Consider the following 20845-nt stretch of genomic DNA (forward strand, 5'->3'; position numbering starts at 1 on the left):
GCTGGCCGGCACTCCGGAATGGCAGGGGCAGCCGGCCAGCGGCCGGCACTACCCAGCCTGCACCCGCCGCCAACGCGCGAAGCACAACACCTGCATCACCAGCATGGCCAGCAACCCCAGCGGCCACGCCCACCACACGCCGGCCAGCCCGTGCTGCGCCTGCATCCATATCGCCAGCGGCAGTTCCACCAGCAGCACCGCTGCCATACCCAGCAACGCTGGCAACCATACCGTGCCGCTGCCGCGCATCACCCCGACAAGCACCGCGCTGATTCCCATCGCCAGCACGCCCCACACCACAGTGCGCAGCTGCAACGCAGCCAGCTCGCGCACGTCGGCTGCCGCCAGGATCAGCCCGGTCAGCCCGCGCGCCAGCGCCACAACCAGCACCACCACCACGCTCAGCGTCGCCAGCGCCACCAGCACACCCGTCCGGGCGATGGCCGGCAGCCGTGCTGTACGCCCGGCGCCCATCGCATGCGCCGCGAGGATGGTGGCGGTGATCCCCAACGACATTGCCGGCAACTGCACCCAGTTCATCAGCTGGTTGACCGCACCGTAGGCGGCCGTAGCGGTGTAGCCGTAACGGTTGATCCAGCCCAGCAACACGATTTCGGCGACGGCCAGGCTGAGCATCTGCAGCGAGGAGGGTATGCCGATGCGGAGCATCGATCGGATGATCGCGCCATCGAAACGAATGGCATGCAACAACTCAGGGCCCGGTGCCAAGGGATGTCCTGCCCGATGCCAACGCAACAACAGCCAGCCCAGGGCCAACAGCGAGGCAAACGCCGCCGACACCGCCGCACTGGCCGATCCCAGCCGCGGCAGGCCGGCCCAGCCCAGAATCAGCAGCGGCGTGCACAGCAGGCCCACCGCCGTGGCCAGCAGCAGCGCATGCAGCGGCGTCTTCGCATCGCCTACTGCGCGGCTCACGGCAGTGGCCAGCCACAGCAGGAAGAACGCCGGCGCCGCCAGCAGCAGCACGCGCGCGTAGACGATGGACTCACCGAGGATCGGTGCCGGTGTACCCAGTGACATCAGAAGCTGTGGTGCGAAACCGCTCCCCAGAGCCATCACCAGCACCGACAGCACAAGGATCAGCGCCACCGCACTGCCAGCCACCGCGCGCACCTGCTGCGGCCGACCCGCGCCCCAGGCGTGCCCGATCAGCACCATCGCGCCGGTCGCCAGGCCCATCACCAGGGCCAGCAGCAGGAAGAAGACCGGGAAGAACGCAGCGGCCACGGCCACCGCCTGGGTACCGAGCAGATGGCCGAGGTAGATGTTGTCCAGCGTGCCTGCGGCCAGCTGCAGCGCATTGGTCAGCAGCATCGGCAGCAGCAGGGCCAGGTAGGTGCGCCACAGAGGCGGCGCGACCAGGGGCGTGGGATGTACAGGGGAGTTCATGGGGTTCTCTGGGCAAGGCGCTGCCCTGCCCGGCGTTTCCACCAGCAAAGCAAGCACAGGGGACCGGGCCGCAGCCCGCGATCAGGTGGCGCCGCCGCTCAACGACGGCGCGATGGTTCAGCCGTCAGCGCTGTCGAACGCCAGACGCAGGGCGTGGTCGCGCACATCCCTGGGCCAGGAATGCAGCACCGCTTCAAGGCCCGTACGGTCGTGCGCGAACAGCACGCGGATGGCCTCCTCGAAGCCCGGCAGGTCACCGGCGATGGTCTGCAGGAAGAGATAGGCGCGCTCGGCATCGCGACGCCGGCGGTCCTTGTCCGCACCGGCGCGGCTGGCCGCCTCCACCAGTTTTCGCAATGCCACCGAGGCGCCGCCCGGCTGCTCGGCCAGCCAGGCCCAATGGCGCGGCAGCAAGGTCACTTCACGGGCGACCACGCCCAGCTTGGGGCGGCCACGGCCACGCGGGGTCGCAGCGTCTTCGGCAGTGATTTCGGCATCCGCCTCGCCAGAGGGGGAAAACGCTTCGGTTACCCGCGCCAGCAGTTCCTCGTCACTGCCGCGCGTATCGAAATCGCGGGTGCGACCGGTGGCGTTGTCGAACACCAGCAATGGGCCGGCAGCGTTGTCGGCGCGCAGCCGCTTGAGCGCCAGTGCCGCCACTTCCGGGCTGCCGCAGGCAACGAGGCGATGGCCGTCGAAACAACTGAAGGGAGGGAGTCGGGACGCAGGCATGGCAATGGCATCAGAGGTGATGCGCAAATATTGCCCGGGTAATTTATGGTCGTCAATATCGCCCGGGTATTAATTGACCGAAAGAGCCTGCCAACCCGGGTTGGCACCCACCGGAATGGTTGGCACCTCCCCGATTCGCCGGGTCACAGCCGGCTGTAGGACCAACTGACCATGCGCCCGTCCTTGTACGGCATCACGCCGTGGAACGGGCGCGGGTCGGCGTCGAACACCAGCGGCAGGAAGTTGCGGTCGCCTTCCCACATCGGCAGCGTGTCCAGCTTGTCCAGATCTACCCACTCCAGCGTACCTTCGTGGTTGCCGCCGTGCGGGGTACCTTCGAAGCTGTCGATGACGAACACGAAGCCCAGCCAGTCTTCGCCGTGCCTGCCGAAACCGGGCCAGCTGAGAGTGCCGCGCAGGCGCATGCCGGTGCAGTCGATGCCGGCTTCCTCGGCAATCTCGCGGCGCATGCTGGCCGCCACGTCCTCGTCCGCTTCGATCTTGCCACCCAGGCCATTGTACTTGCCGAGGTGATGGTCACCGGGGCGCGTATTGCGATGGATCATCAGCACCTGGCGACGATCGGGCGACAGTACATAGCCCAGCGTGGCGACGATCGGGGTGTACGGCATGGGGCGGTATCCAGCGGCAGGTCAGCCCTGGATTATGGCCGATCAGCGCACCAGCGACAGGCGGCGCTCGGCAGGTGCACCGGCGCCATCGGGGTCACGGCGCAGCGTTGCGACGCCGTGGCCGCGCTCGGCCAGGTATTCCAGCCACTTGCCGAGGAAGGTGTTCATCCGCATGCGATGGCTGATCAATTCCGCCGGTGGCGGGTACAGGCCCATGGTGTCCTGCCAGCGGCGGCCGACGTAGCAATGGGTGGTCTCGGCCTGGCGCGCGTCACGGTACAGGCGAACATAGGCCGAAGGATCCGGCTCGCCGGTGACCGGGTCGGCCAGGTCGTAGGTCAGCCGCAGTTCCACCGTGTAGCGGTGGCACTCGATCACGTCCAGGCGGATATCCAGGCCGTCGCCGATCGAGGAAATGTAGCTGCCCGCCGCCAGTCCCGCCGGTTCGAACAGGCGCACCAGATGGCGGTAGTTCTCCGCGTACAGGCCCATCAGCCAGCTCAGCCGGCTCAGGCGGGGAATGCGTTCGGTACGGGGCAAGGCTCGGGCCATGGGTCGATCCTACACGTTGGTGCTTCAACGTGGGGGCGCCTCAAGCCACAGCCAACCCGACGACGACGATCCCCCTGCAGGGCCGAGACCACGCTCGGCTGCGCTTCGGCCAGAACCCGGTGGCCCAGCCGAGCGTGGGCTCGGCTCTACGGGCGCAGCCAGGCGCGCCGGAAAGGATCAATACAGCTCGCGCTGCAGCCCCAATGTGGCCAGCACCTTGCTGGAAATCTCCTCGATCGAGGTGTGGGTGGTGCTCAGGGTCGGGATCCGCTCCATGCGGAACATGGTCTCGGCCGCGGCCACCTCGCGCTTGCAGGTGTCCAGGTTCGCGTAGCGCGAGTTCGGACGGCGCTCCTGGCGGATCTGCTGCAGGCGGTCCGGATCGATGGTCAACCCGAACAGCTTGCGCCGGTAGTTGCGCAGGCGCGGCGGCAGGCGGTCGCTTTCCAGGTCTTCGTCGGTCAACGGGTAGTTGGCCGCGCGCACCCCGTAATGCAGAGCCAGGTAGATGCAGGTGGGCGTCTTGCCGGCGCGCGACACCGCCACCAGGATCACGTCGGCATCGTCATAGTTCACCGCGATGCCGTCGTCATGGGTCAGGGCGAAGTTCATCGCGTTGATGCGGCGGTGGTACGTGTCGAAATCGACCATGCCGTGGGCCTGTCCGACCCGGGCCAGGCGCGGGCTGGCCAGTTCGCGCTCCAGCGGCTCGATGAACGGCGCGAACACATCCAACATCAGGGCACCGCTGTCGGCCAGAATCAGGCTCAGGCTCTGGTCCACGCAGGAGTTCACCACGATCGGCCGGACCTGGTACCGCTCCCCCGCCGCCTGGATCCGGGCGCAGGCTTCACGCGCTTTTTCAGGGTCGTCGACAAACGACATCCGATCGGTAATGAAGCTGAACCCGGAGAACTGGGTCAGCAGGCTATGCCCAATGGTTTCAGCGGTGATACCGGTTCCATCGGAAACGTAGAACACCGGACGGATGGTCGACATGCGCGCTTTTACCCCCTACGAAGCTTAAAAAGGCCGCCAGCACAAGCTTGTGCCGACGGTGCTCTGCCCGGCATCATATCGGCTTCTTCCTACGGACGCGGCCACTCAGCCCGCCTCGGGCGATGGCCAAACGGAGCATCGCGCTTGAACGAGAACATCCTGTGGTTGCACGAACTGCGTCTGGCCGATCTGGCCCGCGTAGGCGGCAAGAATTCGTCCCTGGGCGAGATGATCGGCAACCTGGCCGGTCTGGGCGTTTCGGTGCCGGGCGGTTATGCCACCACCGCTGAAGCCTTCAAGGACTTCATCGCGCACAACGACCTGTCCAAGCGCATCTTCGACAGGCTGGCCACGCTGGACGTCGAGGACGTCAATGCGCTGACCGCCGCCGGCAAGGAAATCCGCGGCTGGGTAATCGACGCCCCGCTGCAGCCGCAGTTGGACCAGGACATCCGCACCGCCTACGCCAAGCTGAGCGCCGAGAATGGCGGCGGCGACGTTGCCGTGGCCGTGCGTTCGTCTGCCACCGCCGAGGATCTGCCGGATGCGTCCTTCGCCGGCCAGCAGGAAACCTTCCTCAACGTGACCGGTGCCGACGACGTCGTGCACAAGGTCAAGGAAGTGTTCGCCTCGCTGTACAACGACCGCGCCATCGCCTACCGCGTGCACCACGGTTTCAAGCATGAGGACGTGTTCCTGTCCGCCGGCGTGCAGCTGATGGTGCGTTCGGGCGTCGGCTCCTCCGGCGTGCTGTTCACCCTGGACACCGAGTCCGGCTTCCGCGACGTGGTGTTCGTCACCTCCTCGTTCGGCCTGGGCGAGATGGTCGTGCAGGGCGCGGTCAATCCGGACGAATACTACGTCTACAAGCCCACCCTGCAGGCCGGCAAGCCGGCGATCCTGCGCCGCTCGCTCGGCAGCAAGGCGATCCGCATGGTGTATTCGGATGTCCCCGGTGAGCGCGTCCGTATTGAAGACACTCCGGCCGAACTGCGCACCACCTTCTCGATCAGCGACGAGGACGTGCAGGAACTGGCCAAGCAGGCGCTGGTCATCGAAAAGCACTACGGCCGCCCGATGGACATCGAGTGGGCCAAGGACGGTGTCAGCGGCAAGCTGTTCATCGTGCAGGCGCGCCCGGAAACGGTGAAGTCGCGCAGCCACGCCACCCAGATCGAGCGCTTCGCGCTGACGGAGAAGGGCGGCAAGGTGCTGGCCGAGGGCCGTGCCGTCGGCGCCAAGATCGGTTCGGGCGTGGCCCGCGTGGTGAAGACGCTGGACGACATGAACCGCGTGCAGCCGGGCGACGTGCTGATCGCCGACATGACCGATCCCGATTGGGAACCGGTGATGAAGCGCGCCTCGGCCATCGTCACCAACCGCGGTGGCCGCACCTGCCACGCCGCGATCATCGCGCGCGAGCTGGGCGTGCCAGCCGTGGTCGGTTCGGGCAACGCCACCCAGGTCATCGAGGATGGCCAGCTGGTCACCGTCAGCTGCGCTGAAGGCGATACCGGCTTCATCTACGAAGGCAAGCTCGGCTTCGAACGCACCACGACCGATCTGGGCAACATGCCGCCGGCCCCGCTGAAGATCATGATGAACGTGGCCAACCCGGAACGTGCCTTCGACTTCGGCCAGCTGCCGAACGCCGGCATCGGCCTGGCCCGCCTGGAAATGATCATCGCCAGCCACATCGGCATCCATCCGAACGCGCTGCTGGAATACGACCGCCAGGACGCGGCAACGAAGAAGAAGATCGACGAGAAGATCGCCGGCTACGGTGATCCGGTCAGCTTCTACGTCGACCGCCTGGCCGAAGGCATCGCCACCCTCACCGCCTCGGTTGCACCGAACCCGGTGATCGTGCGCCTGTCGGACTTCAAGTCCAACGAGTACGCCAACCTGATCGGCGGCAGCAACTACGAGCCGCACGAAGAGAATCCGATGATCGGCTTCCGCGGCGCCAGCCGTTACGTCGACCCGAGCTTCTCGGCCGCCTTCGCGCTGGAGTGCAAGGCCGTGCTGCGCGTGCGCAACCAAATGGGCCTGGACAACCTGTGGGTCATGATTCCGTTCGTACGCACCCTGGAAGAAGGCCGCAAGGTCATCGAGGTGCTGGAACAGAACGGCCTGAAGCAGGGCGAGAACGGCCTGAAGATCATCATGATGTGCGAAGTGCCGTCCAACGCACTGCTCGCCGATGAGTTCCTGGAGATCTTCGACGGCTTCTCGATCGGCTCCAACGACCTGACCCAGCTGAGCCTGGGCCTGGACCGCGACTCGTCGATCGTCGCGCACCTGTTCGACGAACGGAACCCGGCAGTGAAGAAGCTGCTGTCGATGGCGATCAAGGCAGCACGTGCCAAGGGCAAGTACGTTGGCATCTGCGGCCAGGGCCCGTCCGATCACCCGGATCTGGCCGAATGGCTGATGCAGGAAGGCATCGAGTCGGTGTCGCTGAACCCGGACACCGTGGTCGATACCTGGTTGCGCCTGGCCAAGCTGAAAGCCAACGGCTGATGCCGTGATGGGCTGACGTCGCTTTCATCGACGTCCGCCCATACTGCTGCACGCAAGCCCCGCCTCTGCGGGGCTTGCTGTTTCTGGCGTCCACGCACGCCCGGCCCCACGCAGACATCGCTACGCAGCAAAGGACTTCCGCATGATCGCCGCCGCACCTCCCACCCCCGCCCCCGCCGCAACGCCCTGGTTCCACTCGCTCAACTGGGAGCGCCTGCTGGAAACCTATGGTGTGCCGTTACTGGCCGCCATCGTGGTGCTGCTGGTGGGCCTGTGGGTGGCGCGTCGCCTGTCCAACGCGATGCCGCGCGCCACAGCGCGCATGGGCGTGGACCCGATGCTGGGCAGCTTCCTGCGCAACGTGGTGTACGCCGCATCGCTGGTGATCGTGGTGGTGCTGTCCATCGGCACGCTGGGCGTGCAGATCACGCCGCTGCTGGCCGTGCTCGGCACCGCCGGCCTGGCCGTTGGCCTTGCCCTGAAGGATTCGCTGTCCAACATCGCCTCGGGCGTGATGCTGGTGACACTGCGGCCGTTCCGCGTCGGCGATGTGGTGACCGTGGCCGGGCAGACCGGCACGGTGCGCGAAGTGCGCATCTTCCAGACCGTCATCACCGGTGCCGACAACCAGCACACCACCATTCCGAACACGCTGATCACCGCCGCACCGATCATCAACCTGACGGCCGAGCCGACCCGCCGCGTCGAACTGGTGATCGGCATCGGCTACGAGGACAACATCCAGCTGGCACGCGACACCGCGCTGGCGCTGATGAAGGCGGACCCGCGCGTGCTGCAGACGCCGGCACCGGACGTGGTGGTGTACGAGTTGGGGGCGCACGCGATCAACCTCGGCATCCGCTGCTACGTGAAGTCGGCCGACTGGTTCGGCACCAAGGTCACGCTGCTGGAGCAGCTGAAGCTGGGCTTTGACAGGGCCGGCATCAACATCCCGTATCCGCAGCAGGACATGCACCTGTACCTGCATGGGAAGGATGGCGGTGTGGTCGAGGCGGACGCGCTGGTGCGCGACAAGCCTTGATCCATGCCGGTAGTGCCGACCAACGGTCGGCCCCCATCCATCGGCGATACGACATTGAAATGCCGGCCAGCGGCCGGCACTACCCCTCGCCCGCTGGGTAGGTGCCGACCGTTGGTCGGCACTGGCGCATTCAGGCCTCGGCAACCTCTTCCAGCGCCGGGTAATCAGTGAAACCCTCTGCACCACCGCCAAAGAACGTCGCCCGATCCGGCGGGTTCAATTCCGCCCCCAGTCGCAGGCGCTCAGGCAGATCCGGGTTGGCGATGAACGGCCGGCCGAAGCCAATCAGGTCAGCCCAGCCTTCGGCCAGTGCCTGCTCGGCACGCTCGGCGGTGTACTTGCCGGCATAGATCAGCGTACCCGGGTAGACCATGCGCAGCGCCTGCTTGAACGCCACCGGCATCAGCGGTGCATCGTCCCAGTCGGCTTCGGCGATGTGCAGGTAGCCCACGCCCAGCTCACCCAGCAGGTGCGCCGCGGCCAGATAGGTCGCCTGTGGCGTATCGTCCACCGCGCCCTGCAACGTCGTCAGCGGCGCCAGACGGACACCGACGCGGTCACCACCGGCTACGGCCGTCACCGCCTGCACGACCTCGCGCAGGAAACGCAGCCGGTTCTGCAACGCGCCGCCATAGCCGTCGGTGCGCTGGTTGGCCTGCGAGTCGATAAACTGGTTGATCAGGTAGCCATTGGCCCCGTGCAGTTCGACGCCGTCGAAGCCTGCGTCCAGCGCGTTGCGTGCCGCCTGGGCGTAGTCGGCGACGATGCCCGGAATCTCGTCTTCGCGCAGCGCGCGCGGCATCGAATGCTGGATCATTTCGCCCACCCCGGCTTCGGGACCTGCCCCGGTCGGGTCGACGAACACCTTCACGCCTTCCGCCAACAACGCCGACGACGACACCGGCGCGGCGCCACCCGGCTGCAGCGCCACGTGCGAGACCCGGCCGACATGCCACAGCTGGGCGTAGATGCGACCACCGGCAGCGTGCACGGCATCGGTCACCTGCCGCCAGCCCTGCACCTGCTCGGCGCTGTGGATGCCCGGGGTCCAGGCATAGCCCTGGCCCTGCGGGCTGATCTGGGTGCCCTCGCTGACGATCAGGCCGGCACTGGCGCGTTGGGCGTAGTAGGCGGCCATGTCCGCGGTGGCGACGTTGCCGTCGGCGGCACGCGAGCGGGTCATCGGCGGCATCACGATGCGGTTGGGCAGGGTCAAGGCGCCCAAGCGGTGGGGAGTGAACAACATGGCGGCGATCTCTTGCGGGGGGACTGCCGCAAAGGATGGGGATGCCAGCTGCAAGGCAACAGGCATGCACTGGCAAAACAATTGTTCCCCGAAGGCAAGGATCACCCCGTACGAGGGCTCATCCACGCATGGCGTGGATCTACTCCACCCTTGGCTCGATCTTTACCGCACCGTGTGCCACGCAGTCATAGCAGGTGCGCACCACATCTTCCCCGTACTTCAACTCCAGCCGGCGCACGATGAAGTGACCACGCGCCATGTCCTGGTAGTAGTCGGTGAACATGGTGTTCAGCGTTGCACCCGCGGCGGCACCAACGATCGGCACCGCCTGCGCGGCGAACTTCTCGGTAACGACCACGCCAAAGCGCGCCGCCACCTTCTCCACCATCTTCGCCAGCAGCTTGCCGGCTTCCTTCGGCGCCACGCCCAGGGTCAGGTCGCGGCCGGTCACCACCCGCCCGGCCAGCTCGGCCGACAGGTGGCGCATCACATCGGTGGTGAAGCCGCGGGCCAGGTAATAGCCTGTCTCGCTGGCGTCATCACGCGGCGAGTTGCCGCCCAGCGCGAACACCTCCAGGCACGCCTGGCGGGTGCTGAACTCGGACAGGTCAAACCCCTCGCTGCGGGCGACGTCGGCCACCGCACGCATCATGATCGTGGTCGACACCGGCAACTCGATGAGCAAGGCGGCAAAGCCGAAGGCGCCGCCGACCGCACCGGAGGTGGCTGCCGCCAATTTGTGCCAGCGGGTCGACGCTCCCTTGCCGGGCGAGTTGTCCATGCTCCACAGGGCTGCCTGCGCCGACTTGGACAGTGCCGCCTGCACCGCACCGTGGATGCGGTTGGAGACCGAACTGGGCAGCGCCTTCACCGCGAACTCCAGCGGCGTACCGACCAGGTTCGCCATGCGCGCGGTCAGGGTCGGCGCTTCCAGCAGCGCCACCGCGCGCTGCAGGTCGGACCAGTCGCGGGCGTCATGGGCGATGTCGCGGGGAAGCAGGATGGGCTCGTTCATGGCGCCGATGTTAGCGCCCGGAAGTTGAACGGTTCGTCGTGGGTCACGACAGAAGGCGCGGATCCGGCGCCTTGCCGGCCAGCGGCCGGCACTACCCGTTGGTGTGTCACCCGGTAGCGCCGGGCCATGCCCGACGGCGTCGTTCAGGCAGCCGGCAGGCCCGACAGCGCACCCATGAACTGGCGGTAGTGACGCAGCTCGGCGATTGAATCGTGTACATCGCTCAGCGCGGTATGGTTGCTGTTCTTGCCGACGCCGGCGGCCACGCTCGGCGCCCAGCGCTTGGCCAGTTCCTTCACCGTGGACACGTCCAGGTTGCGGTAGTGGAAGTACTTCTCCAGCCTCGGCATCTGGCGGTGCAGGAAGCGGCGATCCTGGCAGATCGAGTTGCCGCACATCGGCGAAAGGCCGGCCGGAATCCACTGCGCCAGGAAGTTCACCGTCTGCGCTTCGGCCTGGCCCAAGGTGGTGGTGCTGTCCACCACACGCTGCCACAGGCCCGAACGACGGTGCTGGTTGCGGTTCCACTCATCCATCGCCTCCAGCGTTTCCAGCGGATGGTGGATGGCAAACTCGGGGCCTTCAGCCAGCACATTGAGCTGGGCATCGGTGACCACCGTAGCGATCTCGATGATCGAATCGTTGTCGGTATCCAACCCGGTCATCTCCAGGTCGATCCAGATCAGTCGCTCGTTGGCCGCGCCGGTGTCCGCCATTGTGTCGCCTCGTTGCTGGGCAGGCGCGCGGCCTACCGGTAAAGGAAAGAGGCGCCCATCATACCCGTTCGCCCCTCAGCCCTCGCCCGCATGGTCTTCCAGCAGCAACGGCGGCTTGCCGCGCTTGGCGCGGAAATAATTGGTCAGGCGCATGCTGGCCTCCTTGGCCAGCACCCCACCGTGGATCTCCACCCGGTGATTGTGCCGGGCATCACCCAGCAGGTCGAACACGCTGCCGCAGGCGCCGGTCTTGGGGTCGCTGGCGCCGTAGACCAGGCGGGCAACGCGTGCATGCACGATCGCCATCGCGCACATCGCGCAGGGTTCGAGGGTCACGTACAGGGTGCTGCCGAGCAGCCGATGATTGGCCAGCCGCGTGCCGCCGGCGCGCATGGCCACGATCTCGGCATGCGCACTGGGATCGTGCGAGGCGATGTTGAGGTTCCAGCCCTCACCCAGCAGCTGGCCATCGGCGCCCACCAGTACCGCACCGACCGGAATCTCGTTGAACTCGCGCTGCGCACGCTCGGCCAACGCCAGCGCATGGCGCATCCAGTGTTCATCGGCGTCGTGCACCGGTACACCCAGGGCATCGGTCATGGCGGTTCTCGCGTGTCTGCAGGGCCAGGATGGCCGCCGGGGCCGCATTGTACGCCTGCAGCCGTACAGGCGGCGCGGGTATCGGCGGTGCCATTGCGCGCGACCGGCGGTTCAAGCAGCGAGTGCGCTGAAGCCAGTCTGCAGGCCTCATACTGCGCCTTTCCGCAAGCACCTTGGTGAACCCATGACCACCCTTCGCCCCTCGCGTGCCGACGACGGCGCCGCCCTCATCGATGTCTGGCGCCGCGCCGTCGATGCCACCCATGACTTTCTCAGCGCCGAAGACCGCCAGGCCATCGATGCCGAAGTCGCCAGCTTCCTGCCGCAGGCACCGATGACCGTTGCGGTCGATGCACAGGATCGGCCACTGGGCTTCATGCTGATCGACGGCACGCACATGGAAGCGCTGTTCATCGATCCGGACGTGCGCGGCACTGGTATCGGCCGGCAACTGCTGCAGCACGCGCTGGCCCAGCATCCGCAGCTGAGTACCGACGTCAATGAGCAGAACGCACAGGCCGTTGGCTTCTACCTGCGCATGGGCTTCGTTGAAACCGGACGTTCACCGCTGGATTCGCAGGGCCGCCCGTATCCGCTGATCCATCTCCGGCACAACGGCTGACATTCGACGGATGTTCGAGGCCCGCCCCCGATCATCAGGCCGTGGTTTCGAATGCCGGTGAGTACTGCACCTCTCCCTGCGCCATCGACGGCCTCAGGTGCAGCGCCTGGAAGTACTCTGGCGGCACACCCGGCAGCACCAGGCCGGGCTCGGCGCAGAATCCGAATCGACCGTAATACGCGGGTTCTCCCAGCAATACGCAGCCCTGCGCCCCCTGCTCACGCAGTGCATCAAGCGCCGCATGCATCAGCGCCGCGCCGACACCCTGCCCCTGCCATCCGGGCAGCACCGAGATTGGTCCCAGGCCAAACCAGCCCGTACTGCCATCGCTGATCGTCACCGGCGACAAGGCAACATGCCCGACGACCTGCCCGTCCCTCTCGGCGACCAGCGAGAGACTCAGCTCTCCACGCGAACGCAGTGCATCCACAATGAACTGCTCGGTATGGCTGCTGTGCGGGGCTTCGCGGAAGGCTGCCTCGGTGAGTGCGTGGATGACAGCACGGTCTTCGCGGTTTTCAGGGCGGATCATGCAGTTCAAGGAAAGCCTTCTATAAAGTGATGGACATGTGAATGATTGATTTCGGTCACGGATTCAGCCGCAGACATGTCTCCGGCAGCAATGCCAACGTGACGATCGCGAGCCTTTTGCGGCAAGCGATCCGCCCGGGCAATGCTTCCCCGGGGCGTCAAAAATCCGTCTCCAAGGGTGGCACAGCGCTCCCGGCACGTTCCATAATCGAGATACCTGCCACCCAGGAAGGATAGATGGACATGGACGCACGATGCAGGCTCGCGCCATGGGTGTAGCTCGCCCCGAACCCAGGGGGCGGCCGCTCCTGGCATTGCTCGCCCTCGTCCCGCTGGCGGCATGTTCGCCCTACGCCGATGCCGAGCGCGACGTCGCCGCGGGTGGACGCGGCCTGGCCAAACTCAACCCGGCGCCGAAGCAGGCCTACGAACTGGTGCTGACACTGAAGGACGCGCCGGGCCCGTTCGCGATCGTGGAGGGCGTGGCCCAGTACGACGTCAGCAACTACGAAGACTGCGGGCGGATACTGCCTGCAACAGGCACTGCGGGCCGCATCACCAGCCAAGAGCCCGTCACCCTGCACAAGGTCAGCGAGAACGAGTACCGCGGTACGTTCTACCTGGACCGCATGCTGGATGAGGACTACTACGGGCGCGGCGCCTGCGTTTGGACGCTGACGGGCGTCGGTGCGATGTTGCGCGCCACGACCAGCAAGGCGGATACGCGATTCCTGACGTTCGTCGACAAGAAGCGCATGGAGAACGACTCGCCTCTGACGCTTTATTACCCGAACCTTGTCTATCCGCGCGCCGACACTGTCGCCAATTTTGGTGCCAGTGGCGAGGAAGCTCCGTCGGGGTACAGCGAAGATCTGCGCGACGCGCTGTTCTCAACCACCACTACTGTGCAGAAGCTCACGCCATGAGCTGCCAGTGCCTCATTCACCCGTATCCCCAAGGAGGCCGACATTGCGCCACAAGATGATTCCGTGCCTTGCTCTGCTTCTGTTGACCGCCTGCCATCCGGAGACCGCCATGAACCAGGAACGTGCCGCTGCTGAAGCCGATGTCGCCCAGGGTGGGCGCGGGCTCGCAAAGCTCAACCCCAGCCCGCGCAAGGCCTATGAACTGGTGCTGCGCCTGAAGGACGCCCCGGGTGATTTCGCTGTGGTTGAAGGCGTGGCCCAGTACGACGTCACCAACGAAGACCAGTGCGGCCACATCGAGCCGGCCACCGGCACGGCCGCGCGCATCACCAGCCAGGAGCCGGTGGAACTGCGCAAGGTCGCTGATGGCGAGTACCGCGGCACGCTGTATGTGGACCGCATGCTGGACGAGGACTACTACGGCCGCGGCGTGTGCCATTGGGAGTTCACTGGCGCTGGGGCGATGTTGAAGGCGACGGGCGCTGAAGGCGAGACGCGCTTCCTGTCATTTATTGAAGCCTCGGCCCTTATCGAAGGCCACGTCGAGACCCGCCACTATCCGCGTGCCGACTATCCCCGAGTCAGCGAGATTCCGGACTACGGTGCAAGTGGCCAAAAGGATCCGACAAAGTTTCGCCCTGAACTGCGGAATGCGCTGTTCTCCGCTTCGCTTGAAGCCAGCGAGGTCCGCCAATGAGCCTCAACAGCCAAGACTACGCTGCGCTATCCGAAGATGCATACAAGGATTACGCGGTCGGTCGTCGAGCACCGGGCCAAGAAGAAATCGTTCCAATCAACGGGCACAAGTACAAGATCCTAGAGCACGTTGATAATCGGCTGAACGGTTATCAGGGAACGATCTACCAGCGAGTCGACACCAATGAAATTGTCGTCGCACATCGCGGAACCGAACAAATCGCACGCGATGCGATTCTGACCGATGGTGGCATGGTCGTCGCCCGTACCAATGTGCAGGCGCCAGACGCAATCGCGCTGACCCAACGCGCCCTCGCTTACGCCAAGAAGGAGGGGCAGGATCTCGGCCAACGTCCGCCGGAGGTCACCGTCACCGGTCACTCCCTCGGCGGCGCGCTGGCGCAGATCACCTCGCACCATTTCAACGTCAAGGGCGAAACCTTCAACGCCTATGGCGCGGTCAGCCTCAGCTACCGCATCCCGGAAGGCGGCAACACCATGATCAACCATGTCATGGCCTCCGATCCGGTCAGCGCAGCGTCGCCGCACTTCGGCCAGGTGCGCATCTACGCCAGGCCGAATGAAATCAGCACGCTCGCCGCGAACGGTTTCAGCAATCACTCGTTGCGCGCCCTTATCCCCGACCGGCCGATCATCGCCGCAGGCAGCTCGTTCGGCGCGCACAAGCTGGGCAACTTCCTCGGTGACGGCTCGGTGCTGCAGCACCCGGAAACGCAGAAGCTGGCAAAAGACAACGCCAGGATGATCGAGGAGTACCGCGACGACGTTGAATCACTGCGCCGTGGTGTCACCCGCGCGGCACGCGGCATCCCGGGCGGCGCCGTCGACCTGTACGACCACATCCGCGGCCCGCTGCAGCCCGGTGAGCCGGCACGCCGCGAAGCGGAGAAGAACGGCCATCACACCAGCATGCTGCGAATGGACGATGCCAACCATGTGGGCAACCCACTGTTCAACGACGCGATCCGTGGCGTGCACGCGCAGGATGTCCGCGTCGGCCGGGTACCAGACGTGATGAGCACGCAACTGGCAGGCAGCCTGGCCGCCGAAATGCACGCAGCAGGCGGCAAGCGCATCGACGAAGTGGTCATGAATGCCGATGCCTCGCGCAGCTTCGCCGTGCAGGGCCAGGGCGGTGACCCCGCCCACCTTCGTGTGTCGGTGGATACGGCAGTGGCGATGAACACCCCGCTGGAACAGAGCAGCCAGCGCATCGACCAGCAGGCCGCCGACCAGCGCGTTGCGCTGGAGGGCGACCAGCAGCTGGAACAGCAGCGGAACCAGACCCGCAGCCTGCAGGCCTGATGCAGCGCGGGAGCCGGTCAGCCCGGCTCCCGCATCACTTCGAGACTCCGGCTCAGGGGCTGGACGCTGTCATTGGCACGGATGCTGCGGCCGTCACGAACAGATCGGGCCCGGAATCCGGGAATCCGCCACAGGCGCGATCGCCGGGTGCCACCGGGTCACAGGGCCACTGCGCGCGCGCGACCTTCTCGCGCAGCTCGAAGCGATCACCGGTCCAGACCACGAACGCGATGTGCTCACGGTTCCAGTCGCTGTAGGCGCGCGGACCACCCTTCTGCGCCGACTCCGGGTATTGCACGAACCAGCGCATCGCCGGGCCATACTGCAGTTTGCTGTGGTCCAGGCTGATCCGTCCCTCACGCGACAGCTGCCGCGCACGATCCGCTTCCGTCTGCTGCGGCATGATCGGCATGGCATCAGCGGTCACATCCCGCGGCGCCGCATCCCCGCGGACCTGGTACACACGCTGGGCCACATAAGCCTCGCGGCAATCACCTGCGGGCACGCGGACCGGCTCCGCGCCGTACTCATCACGGTTGGCGACCTGGTCGCTGCAGGTGAACGGCGCCGACACCAGATAGAACGTGCTGTCGGCGTCGCGCCCTTCCAGCGAACGCACCCAGATGTCGCCCATCCGCACGATGAAGTCCGGGCGCTGGCCATAGCCCGGCACAGCCTTGAACCAGGCCTTCTGCCGCACCTCACGCTCGCGCCAGCTGCGCGGCAGGTGGATGTCCTGCGCGGGCAGCGCGACCAGCAACGCGGCCAGATGCGCCGGCATGGTGCCCTGGCAGGCGCCAATCAGCATGTCGCCCTGGGTCGCCAGCCGCCCGGCCAGATCCACCGGGCAGCGGGCACCGAGCGCCCGCTCGGTCGCCTGCTCGGGCGGCAACGGCACGATCGCCAATGCGGGCGGAGCGGGGGCTACCGCGGGAACGGTTGGCTCGACGGAGGCGGGCGGTGCAGCCACAGGGGCCGCCGCTGCGGGCGCAACGGGCGCCGGCGCCGGATCCGCAGTCAGCACCGGCTGCGCGTCCACCACGGGTGCCGCAGGGGGTATCACGGCAGCCGACACCTCGGGCGTCGGCGCCGCGACAACGGCGTCGGCCGCCACGGGCGCTGCAACGGGCGCCGCCTCCGCAGGCGCCTCAACGGTAGCCTGGGCAGCGGGGGCCGTCTCCACCACAGGTCCCGCTGCCTCCTGAGCCTGTGCTGCCCCCGCGACAAGTCCAAGTGACAACAGCCAGACCGGCGGCAGGCCGCGCACGGATGCATTGCAGCGGGCAGCGGCGTGCCGGGCATTCGGGGGAACGATTCGCATGTTGTTTCCTTACGAGTGGGTTTCCATGTCGGCGCCACAGGGCGCCACGCGTCGTACGTAAAGCGCCTGCGGGCACTCTGCCCGCCGGCATCAGGTGCTACAGGGATCGAGAGCGCTGCTCCTGCTCGCGGGCGATCGCGGCCGCGGGGTCCTGCTGGGCGACACTGGCGGCCAACTGCTGGCTGCTCTGCGCCAGCGGCTGCTGCGCCGCCTGTTCGCGCTCGACCGAAGCGCGCAGCATGGCCGGGTCACCCAGCGCGCCCTGCACGGCAAACAACGTGCGGCCGTCGTTGCCAGCCAGGAGATGATCGATGCGCGACATCCCCGCCTTCTGCGCGCTCAGTGCCAGTGCGCCGGCAGCATTGTCCAGTTCCTGCACGCTGCGCAGACCGCTTTGCGGTCCCATCTGCTGCAGATGGTGGCGGGCGCCCTGGAACAGGGCATGCCCCGGCGCGCCAGGCTGCGACATGTCGCGCACGGTGGCCTGCTGGGCCGGCGCCCCGACTTCGCCCCGCTCCAGCCGTGCCATCACATCAGGCGTCAGCTTCTGCTGCCACACCTCGAATCGCTGCTGGCGGGCCTCGATGCCGTTCAGGCCACCATTGATCGCGCGCGTCGCTTCGCGCACGTCCTCGCGCGCCGCTTCCGGCACCCGCGTCTGCCACTGCCACACGGCAATGCGGCCTGCGTGCTCGGGCTGCGCGGCCAGTTCCGGGTGATTCACCAGGTCCAGATCCAGCGCCTTGCCGGCACGCTCGTAATTCTCCTTGCCGACCAGAGGCAGATAGCCACGGCCGTGATACTTCAGCGCATCGCCAGGCGCGTCATTGCCCATACGCCCGCCATACATCAGTTCGGCCAGGTTCTCCGGCCGCCCACGCAGCGCCTCCTGGCGCGCGCTCTCAAGCGCACCATTGCCATTGCGCCACGCTGCTTCCACCGGGATCTGCGAGATACCCCGGGTGAAGTTGAAACTTTCATTGAGCCGGCTCAGGCCACGGGACTCGTGCCCGGCCTGCGCCATGAAGTTGGCCAGTTCCCGGGACGAGGTCATGCCGGCCTCCGTGGCCTGCCGCAACAGCTGCGACTCTCTATCCTGCGACACTGTGAAACTCCTGCTCGATCATCGTTGGGTACTCCCGCCTCCTCACCGGCATGGCACTCAGGGCAAGCTGACGTCGGCGACGACGGACGGATCGAAATCCTCGAACCGCACCCGGCCAAGTTCGGCGGCCGAGAAGTCACGCGTATGGGTGGCTTCGGTCTCGCTGTCGACCACCCTGCGCTGCACGCCATGCACCCAGCACGCCTGCTCGGCAGGTGCATACCGGAACGTGTAGACGCTGCTCCAGCGTTCGCGACTGCCGCCGTTGGTGATCACACTGAACGCACCATCCTCGATGGTCACGTACGCGAAGGGATCGCCGGCAATGCCTCCCCGGGTGGAACACGGCACCAGCTTGTCGTTGCGCGCCGCCAACTGCCATCGGCCCGTGGCGTCGCCCAGCAGCAGCAACAGCACCCGGTTGGGACCGTGCTCGCCAGGCAGCAAGCCCTCCGGAGGAGGTTGGTCGATCACCAGCAGCTGGTCCTGGAAACCATTGCCCGTCAGATCACCGCGCACGGCTTCCAGCAGGTTCGCGCCGGACGGAACGAACGCCAAGGCATTGTCCATGTGTACGCCACTCCCCTTCTCCATCCCCTGCAACTCCTTCAATCCCGTCTTGCCAGTTCCCGAGCGGAGGCCGGAAACGGGGCGATGCCTCGCACGTGCCCTGCGGCCGCCATGGCGGATGATAGCCCCGAGCCCACGGCAACCGCGATGGTGGCAAGCGTCACCCGCACCGCGGGGGGACACAGTCCTCATGGACGGAAAAGCTCCTGCGTTCGATGGCACCGGCGCGCCGGGATTTTGACGCGCACGCAGCTTACTTCGAGGAGGCGGGGCTCGTCGAAGGGGGCTCGGGATGAAAAGCGCACTTGATCACAGAAAAAGCGCGGCTAACGTGAATGAATGCCCACTCAGCAAAACGGGTCAACGTAGGTGTCCTGCAGAGATTGCAGATCGGAGAATGCTCTCGTGCCGTATAGCAGAAGTACGCTCTGAAATTCAGCCGCCGCGAGATATGTCCTGCGGTCTCTAGCGATAAAGGATCATCGGACTCAAGCGCGCCCTGCTAGACAAGACGAAATGACCTCTGACTGCTACGAAGCATCAATAGGCACGAAATTCCGGCAAGCTGCAGGCTGAGTACACAACTTCGCAAGCTTGATTGCGATCCCCGCGACATTCACGCAGCGCATTGCGTTTGGCCAAATCTACTGTTTCTGCACGCCACGAAACAGTGATCGCTCCAGGATTCAGCGCCCCGACCGGATCAGCCATCGCGACGCATTGGTTATAGTACGAGATAGTAATTCGACAACTGCCACCTCCAGCTTTCCTGCACGCGTCCAACGCGACAGACTGAGCCAGACTCTCGGTTCTCTGGGAAACCGCTGTGCCCGTTGGCTTGCTCCCTCCCTGTGAGGAAACCGCGCCCTCGGCTATAGCTCCCCATCGCTTCTCCCACTCACCTTTTGGAGCCTGCCTTGGGGCTTGTGAGGGAGGGACTGACGCCGCAGCCCCAGGAATCGGTGCACAACCTTGAACACCCTGTCCTCCAATCGGGTAGAAGCCAGGCGGGCAGTTCCCCTCAGCGAATGCTGCTGCGGGGAAGACAATTAGCCCCAGAAGGAGTGTCCAATTACGCATGCAGAGCCTCAAAATTAAAGTGTGCCTAGTCTCGTCGGAATCATTTCGAAGGTGCGTTCCCGTATTTTCCCGAGGTCATTCCATCACCAACTGGGGCCGCACTCCCTCCTTCCACTATCGTACGACTACTCTGATGTTGAACAGCCTGGGTCACACCTTGTGACCCGGAGTTGACTGGCGATCCGCCACTCATGCCCTGTCCCGAGGCATAGCTTCCAGGCGGCTGCCCTTGCGGACCTGGCTGCGCTGCTGGCGAACCGCCAATCTGCGAATAGGCCATGAAGCTACCCAAGGTGCCTTGGAAGAACATCGCAGCCATCGGCGGCGAAGTGAGAATCAGCGTCGTCAGAATCAAACCCATACCGCCCTGCTGCAAGGCCATGCTGGACATGCCTTCGGTGAAGTTCTCACCCATCAGGCTGCCGAGCAGTGTCGAACCCCAGAAGGCAAGCGCAACTTTTGCAACCATCTTCATCGCGATCGCGGTCATAGCAGCCAACACCGCCATCGAAAACATCGTGCCTATGCCATACATCAGCCACTTCTGGAAAAGTTGCTTGGTCTGATCAAATAACAGACAAAGAATGAACAATGGCCCAAGGCCAATGAACAGGGCCAATGCAACCTCGTAGAGAAGCAACATGGAGCCCGCTGTCACTGCAGGTCCGCCGGTTCCCATGCCGATGAACCACATGGCCCGCGTCTTGGCGTTGTCCAAGGTCACATCCCCGACCACATCCAACGTGTCCACTGAAGCCAAGGCAAGCTGCATATAGCCAAGATTCTCATCGATGAGATCCTCCGGAGAGTCCTTCTTGCCTGTAATGACCTGAGTAATCTCGTTCTTCACATCCTTATTCAGGAACGTATGAAGGTCGCGACCGAACATGGCCATGGTAGTAGCTACCGACACAATCAACGCTGCCCTCGCCATATTGGTGACAAGGATCATCATCGAGTCCCGGCTGCGACCCGTCGCTATCCGGAAGCCTTGGATCAGAACCCAAAGCGTCATGAGCGTCAGCGCGATGGCCCCAACCCACTTCATCATTCTCCCGAGCAATGCGATACCGAAATCCGCAATCTCCTTGTGGAGATAATCGAGGATCAGACGAAAGAACATGAAGTCGCCAACCGACGACGTCACGTGCAGGTTTTGCAGCATATCCAGCGCACTTGAACCAAACATGCCGCCCACCAT

The 20845-nt window shown here is 65.4% G+C and carries 21 protein-coding genes; 6 read left to right on the forward strand and 15 right to left on the reverse strand.

All coding sequences use genetic code 11. From position 1 onward, the window contains the following. Window positions 1-48: 48 nt before the first annotated feature. The 5 genes from ACM0PY_RS00005 to ppsR form a co-directional block, all read right to left on the reverse strand. Window positions 49-1410, reverse strand: coding sequence for an MATE family efflux transporter (locus ACM0PY_RS00005; protein WP_088496175.1), 1362 nt, complete (start codon window positions 1408-1410; stop codon window positions 49-51). A 117-nt stretch (window positions 1411-1527) separates the two neighbouring features. After that, on the reverse strand, window positions 1528-2142 hold the full coding sequence (locus ACM0PY_RS00010) for a DUF2239 family protein (protein WP_134972108.1): 615 nt from the start codon (window positions 2140-2142) through the stop codon (window positions 1528-1530). 143 nt (window positions 2143-2285) lie between these two features. Continuing rightward, window positions 2286-2774, reverse strand: a complete 489-nt coding sequence (locus ACM0PY_RS00015) for an NUDIX hydrolase (RefSeq protein WP_088496173.1) — start codon at window positions 2772-2774, stop codon at window positions 2286-2288. Window positions 2775-2816: 42 nt separating this feature from the next. Next, the gene (locus ACM0PY_RS00020; protein ID WP_180883981.1) at window positions 2817-3326 is read right to left on the reverse strand and encodes a DUF1249 domain-containing protein; all 510 of its coding nucleotides are present in this window, start codon (window positions 3324-3326) and stop codon (window positions 2817-2819) included. Between the two features lie 177 nt (window positions 3327-3503). Beyond that, a complete protein-coding gene (gene ppsR, locus ACM0PY_RS00025; RefSeq protein WP_005417170.1) occupies window positions 3504-4325 on the reverse strand; it encodes a posphoenolpyruvate synthetase regulatory kinase/phosphorylase PpsR in 822 nt (273 codons plus the stop codon). 144 nt (window positions 4326-4469) lie between these two features. Here ppsR and ppsA point away from each other — a divergent pair, with 144 nt between their 5' ends. Both ppsA and ACM0PY_RS00035 read left to right on the forward strand, forming a co-directional pair. Then, a complete protein-coding gene (ppsA, locus tag ACM0PY_RS00030; RefSeq protein ID WP_134972106.1) occupies window positions 4470-6848 on the forward strand; it encodes a phosphoenolpyruvate synthase in 2379 nt (792 codons plus the stop codon). A gap of 142 nt (window positions 6849-6990) precedes the next feature. Further along, complete coding sequence (locus tag ACM0PY_RS00035) at window positions 6991-7890, forward strand: mechanosensitive ion channel family protein (protein WP_180883979.1); 900 nt, start codon at window positions 6991-6993, stop codon at window positions 7888-7890. A 130-nt stretch (window positions 7891-8020) separates the two neighbouring features. Here ACM0PY_RS00035 and ACM0PY_RS00040 read toward each other — a convergent pair whose 3' ends face one another. The 4 genes from ACM0PY_RS00040 to tadA all read right to left on the reverse strand — a co-directional run bounded on the left by ACM0PY_RS00040 (window position 8021) and on the right by tadA (window position 11467). Further along, complete coding sequence (locus tag ACM0PY_RS00040; RefSeq protein ID WP_180883977.1) at window positions 8021-9136, reverse strand: alkene reductase; 1116 nt, start codon at window positions 9134-9136, stop codon at window positions 8021-8023. Between the two features lie 139 nt (window positions 9137-9275). Further along, entirely contained in the window at window positions 9276-10151 is an 876-nt protein-coding gene (locus ACM0PY_RS00045) for an EcsC family protein (protein WP_180883975.1), read from the reverse strand. Between the two features lie 143 nt (window positions 10152-10294). Further along, the gene (gene orn / locus ACM0PY_RS00050; protein ID WP_053499815.1) at window positions 10295-10867 is read right to left on the reverse strand and encodes an oligoribonuclease; all 573 of its coding nucleotides are present in this window, start codon (window positions 10865-10867) and stop codon (window positions 10295-10297) included. A gap of 75 nt (window positions 10868-10942) precedes the next feature. After that, the gene (gene tadA, locus ACM0PY_RS00055) at window positions 10943-11467 is read right to left on the reverse strand and encodes a tRNA adenosine(34) deaminase TadA (RefSeq protein ID WP_180883973.1); all 525 of its coding nucleotides are present in this window, start codon (window positions 11465-11467) and stop codon (window positions 10943-10945) included. A 184-nt stretch (window positions 11468-11651) separates the two neighbouring features. Between tadA and ACM0PY_RS00060 the strand changes: the two genes are divergently transcribed. Then, window positions 11652-12089, forward strand: a complete 438-nt coding sequence (locus ACM0PY_RS00060; RefSeq protein WP_180883971.1) for an acetyltransferase — start codon at window positions 11652-11654, stop codon at window positions 12087-12089. A gap of 34 nt (window positions 12090-12123) precedes the next feature. Here the strand turns inward: ACM0PY_RS00060 and ACM0PY_RS00065 are convergent, their stop codons facing one another. Next, window positions 12124-12630, reverse strand: coding sequence for a GNAT family N-acetyltransferase (locus ACM0PY_RS00065; protein WP_180883969.1), 507 nt, complete (start codon window positions 12628-12630; stop codon window positions 12124-12126). Window positions 12631-12889: 259 nt separating this feature from the next. On the opposite strand from ACM0PY_RS00065, the gene ACM0PY_RS00070 reads away from it, so the two are divergent. The 3 genes from ACM0PY_RS00070 to ACM0PY_RS00080 are packed head-to-tail and all read left to right on the forward strand — an operon-like array spanning window position 12890 to window position 15568. Further along, entirely contained in the window at window positions 12890-13546 is a 657-nt protein-coding gene (locus ACM0PY_RS00070; RefSeq protein WP_065196162.1) for a hypothetical protein, read from the forward strand. A 43-nt stretch (window positions 13547-13589) separates the two neighbouring features. Then, window positions 13590-14243 carry a hypothetical protein gene (locus ACM0PY_RS00075; RefSeq protein ID WP_065196095.1) on the forward strand — a complete coding sequence of 218 codons (654 nt, stop codon included), beginning with the start codon at window positions 13590-13592 and terminating at the stop codon, window positions 14241-14243. Beyond that, window positions 14240-15568 (forward strand): XVIPCD domain-containing protein, encoded by a 1329-nt coding sequence (locus ACM0PY_RS00080; protein ID WP_180883967.1) that lies wholly within the window; start codon window positions 14240-14242, stop codon window positions 15566-15568. The genes ACM0PY_RS00075 and ACM0PY_RS00080 overlap by 4 nt, the downstream gene beginning before the upstream one ends. Window positions 15569-15620: 52 nt before the next feature. Here ACM0PY_RS00080 and ACM0PY_RS00085 read toward each other — a convergent pair whose 3' ends face one another. The 5 genes from ACM0PY_RS00085 to ACM0PY_RS00105 all read right to left on the reverse strand — a co-directional run bounded on the left by ACM0PY_RS00085 (window position 15621) and on the right by ACM0PY_RS00105 (window position 20833). Beyond that, window positions 15621-16889 carry a hypothetical protein gene (locus ACM0PY_RS00085; protein ID WP_235646692.1) on the reverse strand — a complete coding sequence of 423 codons (1269 nt, stop codon included), beginning with the start codon at window positions 16887-16889 and terminating at the stop codon, window positions 15621-15623. Between the two features lie 97 nt (window positions 16890-16986). Next, window positions 16987-17994 carry an XVIPCD domain-containing protein gene (locus ACM0PY_RS00090; RefSeq protein WP_180883963.1) on the reverse strand — a complete coding sequence of 336 codons (1008 nt, stop codon included), beginning with the start codon at window positions 17992-17994 and terminating at the stop codon, window positions 16987-16989. A 57-nt stretch (window positions 17995-18051) separates the two neighbouring features. Continuing rightward, the gene (locus tag ACM0PY_RS00095; protein WP_180883961.1) at window positions 18052-18588 is read right to left on the reverse strand and encodes a hypothetical protein; all 537 of its coding nucleotides are present in this window, start codon (window positions 18586-18588) and stop codon (window positions 18052-18054) included. A gap of 516 nt (window positions 18589-19104) precedes the next feature. Further along, the gene (locus tag ACM0PY_RS00100; RefSeq protein WP_180883959.1) at window positions 19105-19644 is read right to left on the reverse strand and encodes a DUF4189 domain-containing protein; all 540 of its coding nucleotides are present in this window, start codon (window positions 19642-19644) and stop codon (window positions 19105-19107) included. A 40-nt stretch (window positions 19645-19684) separates the two neighbouring features. Then, window positions 19685-20833 (reverse strand): TrbL/VirB6 family protein, encoded by a 1149-nt coding sequence (locus ACM0PY_RS00105; RefSeq protein ID WP_414609386.1) that lies wholly within the window; start codon window positions 20831-20833, stop codon window positions 19685-19687. Between the last annotated feature and the right edge of the window lie 12 nt (window positions 20834-20845).

Origin of the sequence: Stenotrophomonas sp. BR163, from assembly GCF_047520985.2 — a bacterium.
In the GTDB taxonomy this organism is placed as follows: domain Bacteria; phylum Pseudomonadota; class Gammaproteobacteria; order Xanthomonadales; family Xanthomonadaceae; genus Stenotrophomonas; species Stenotrophomonas sepilia.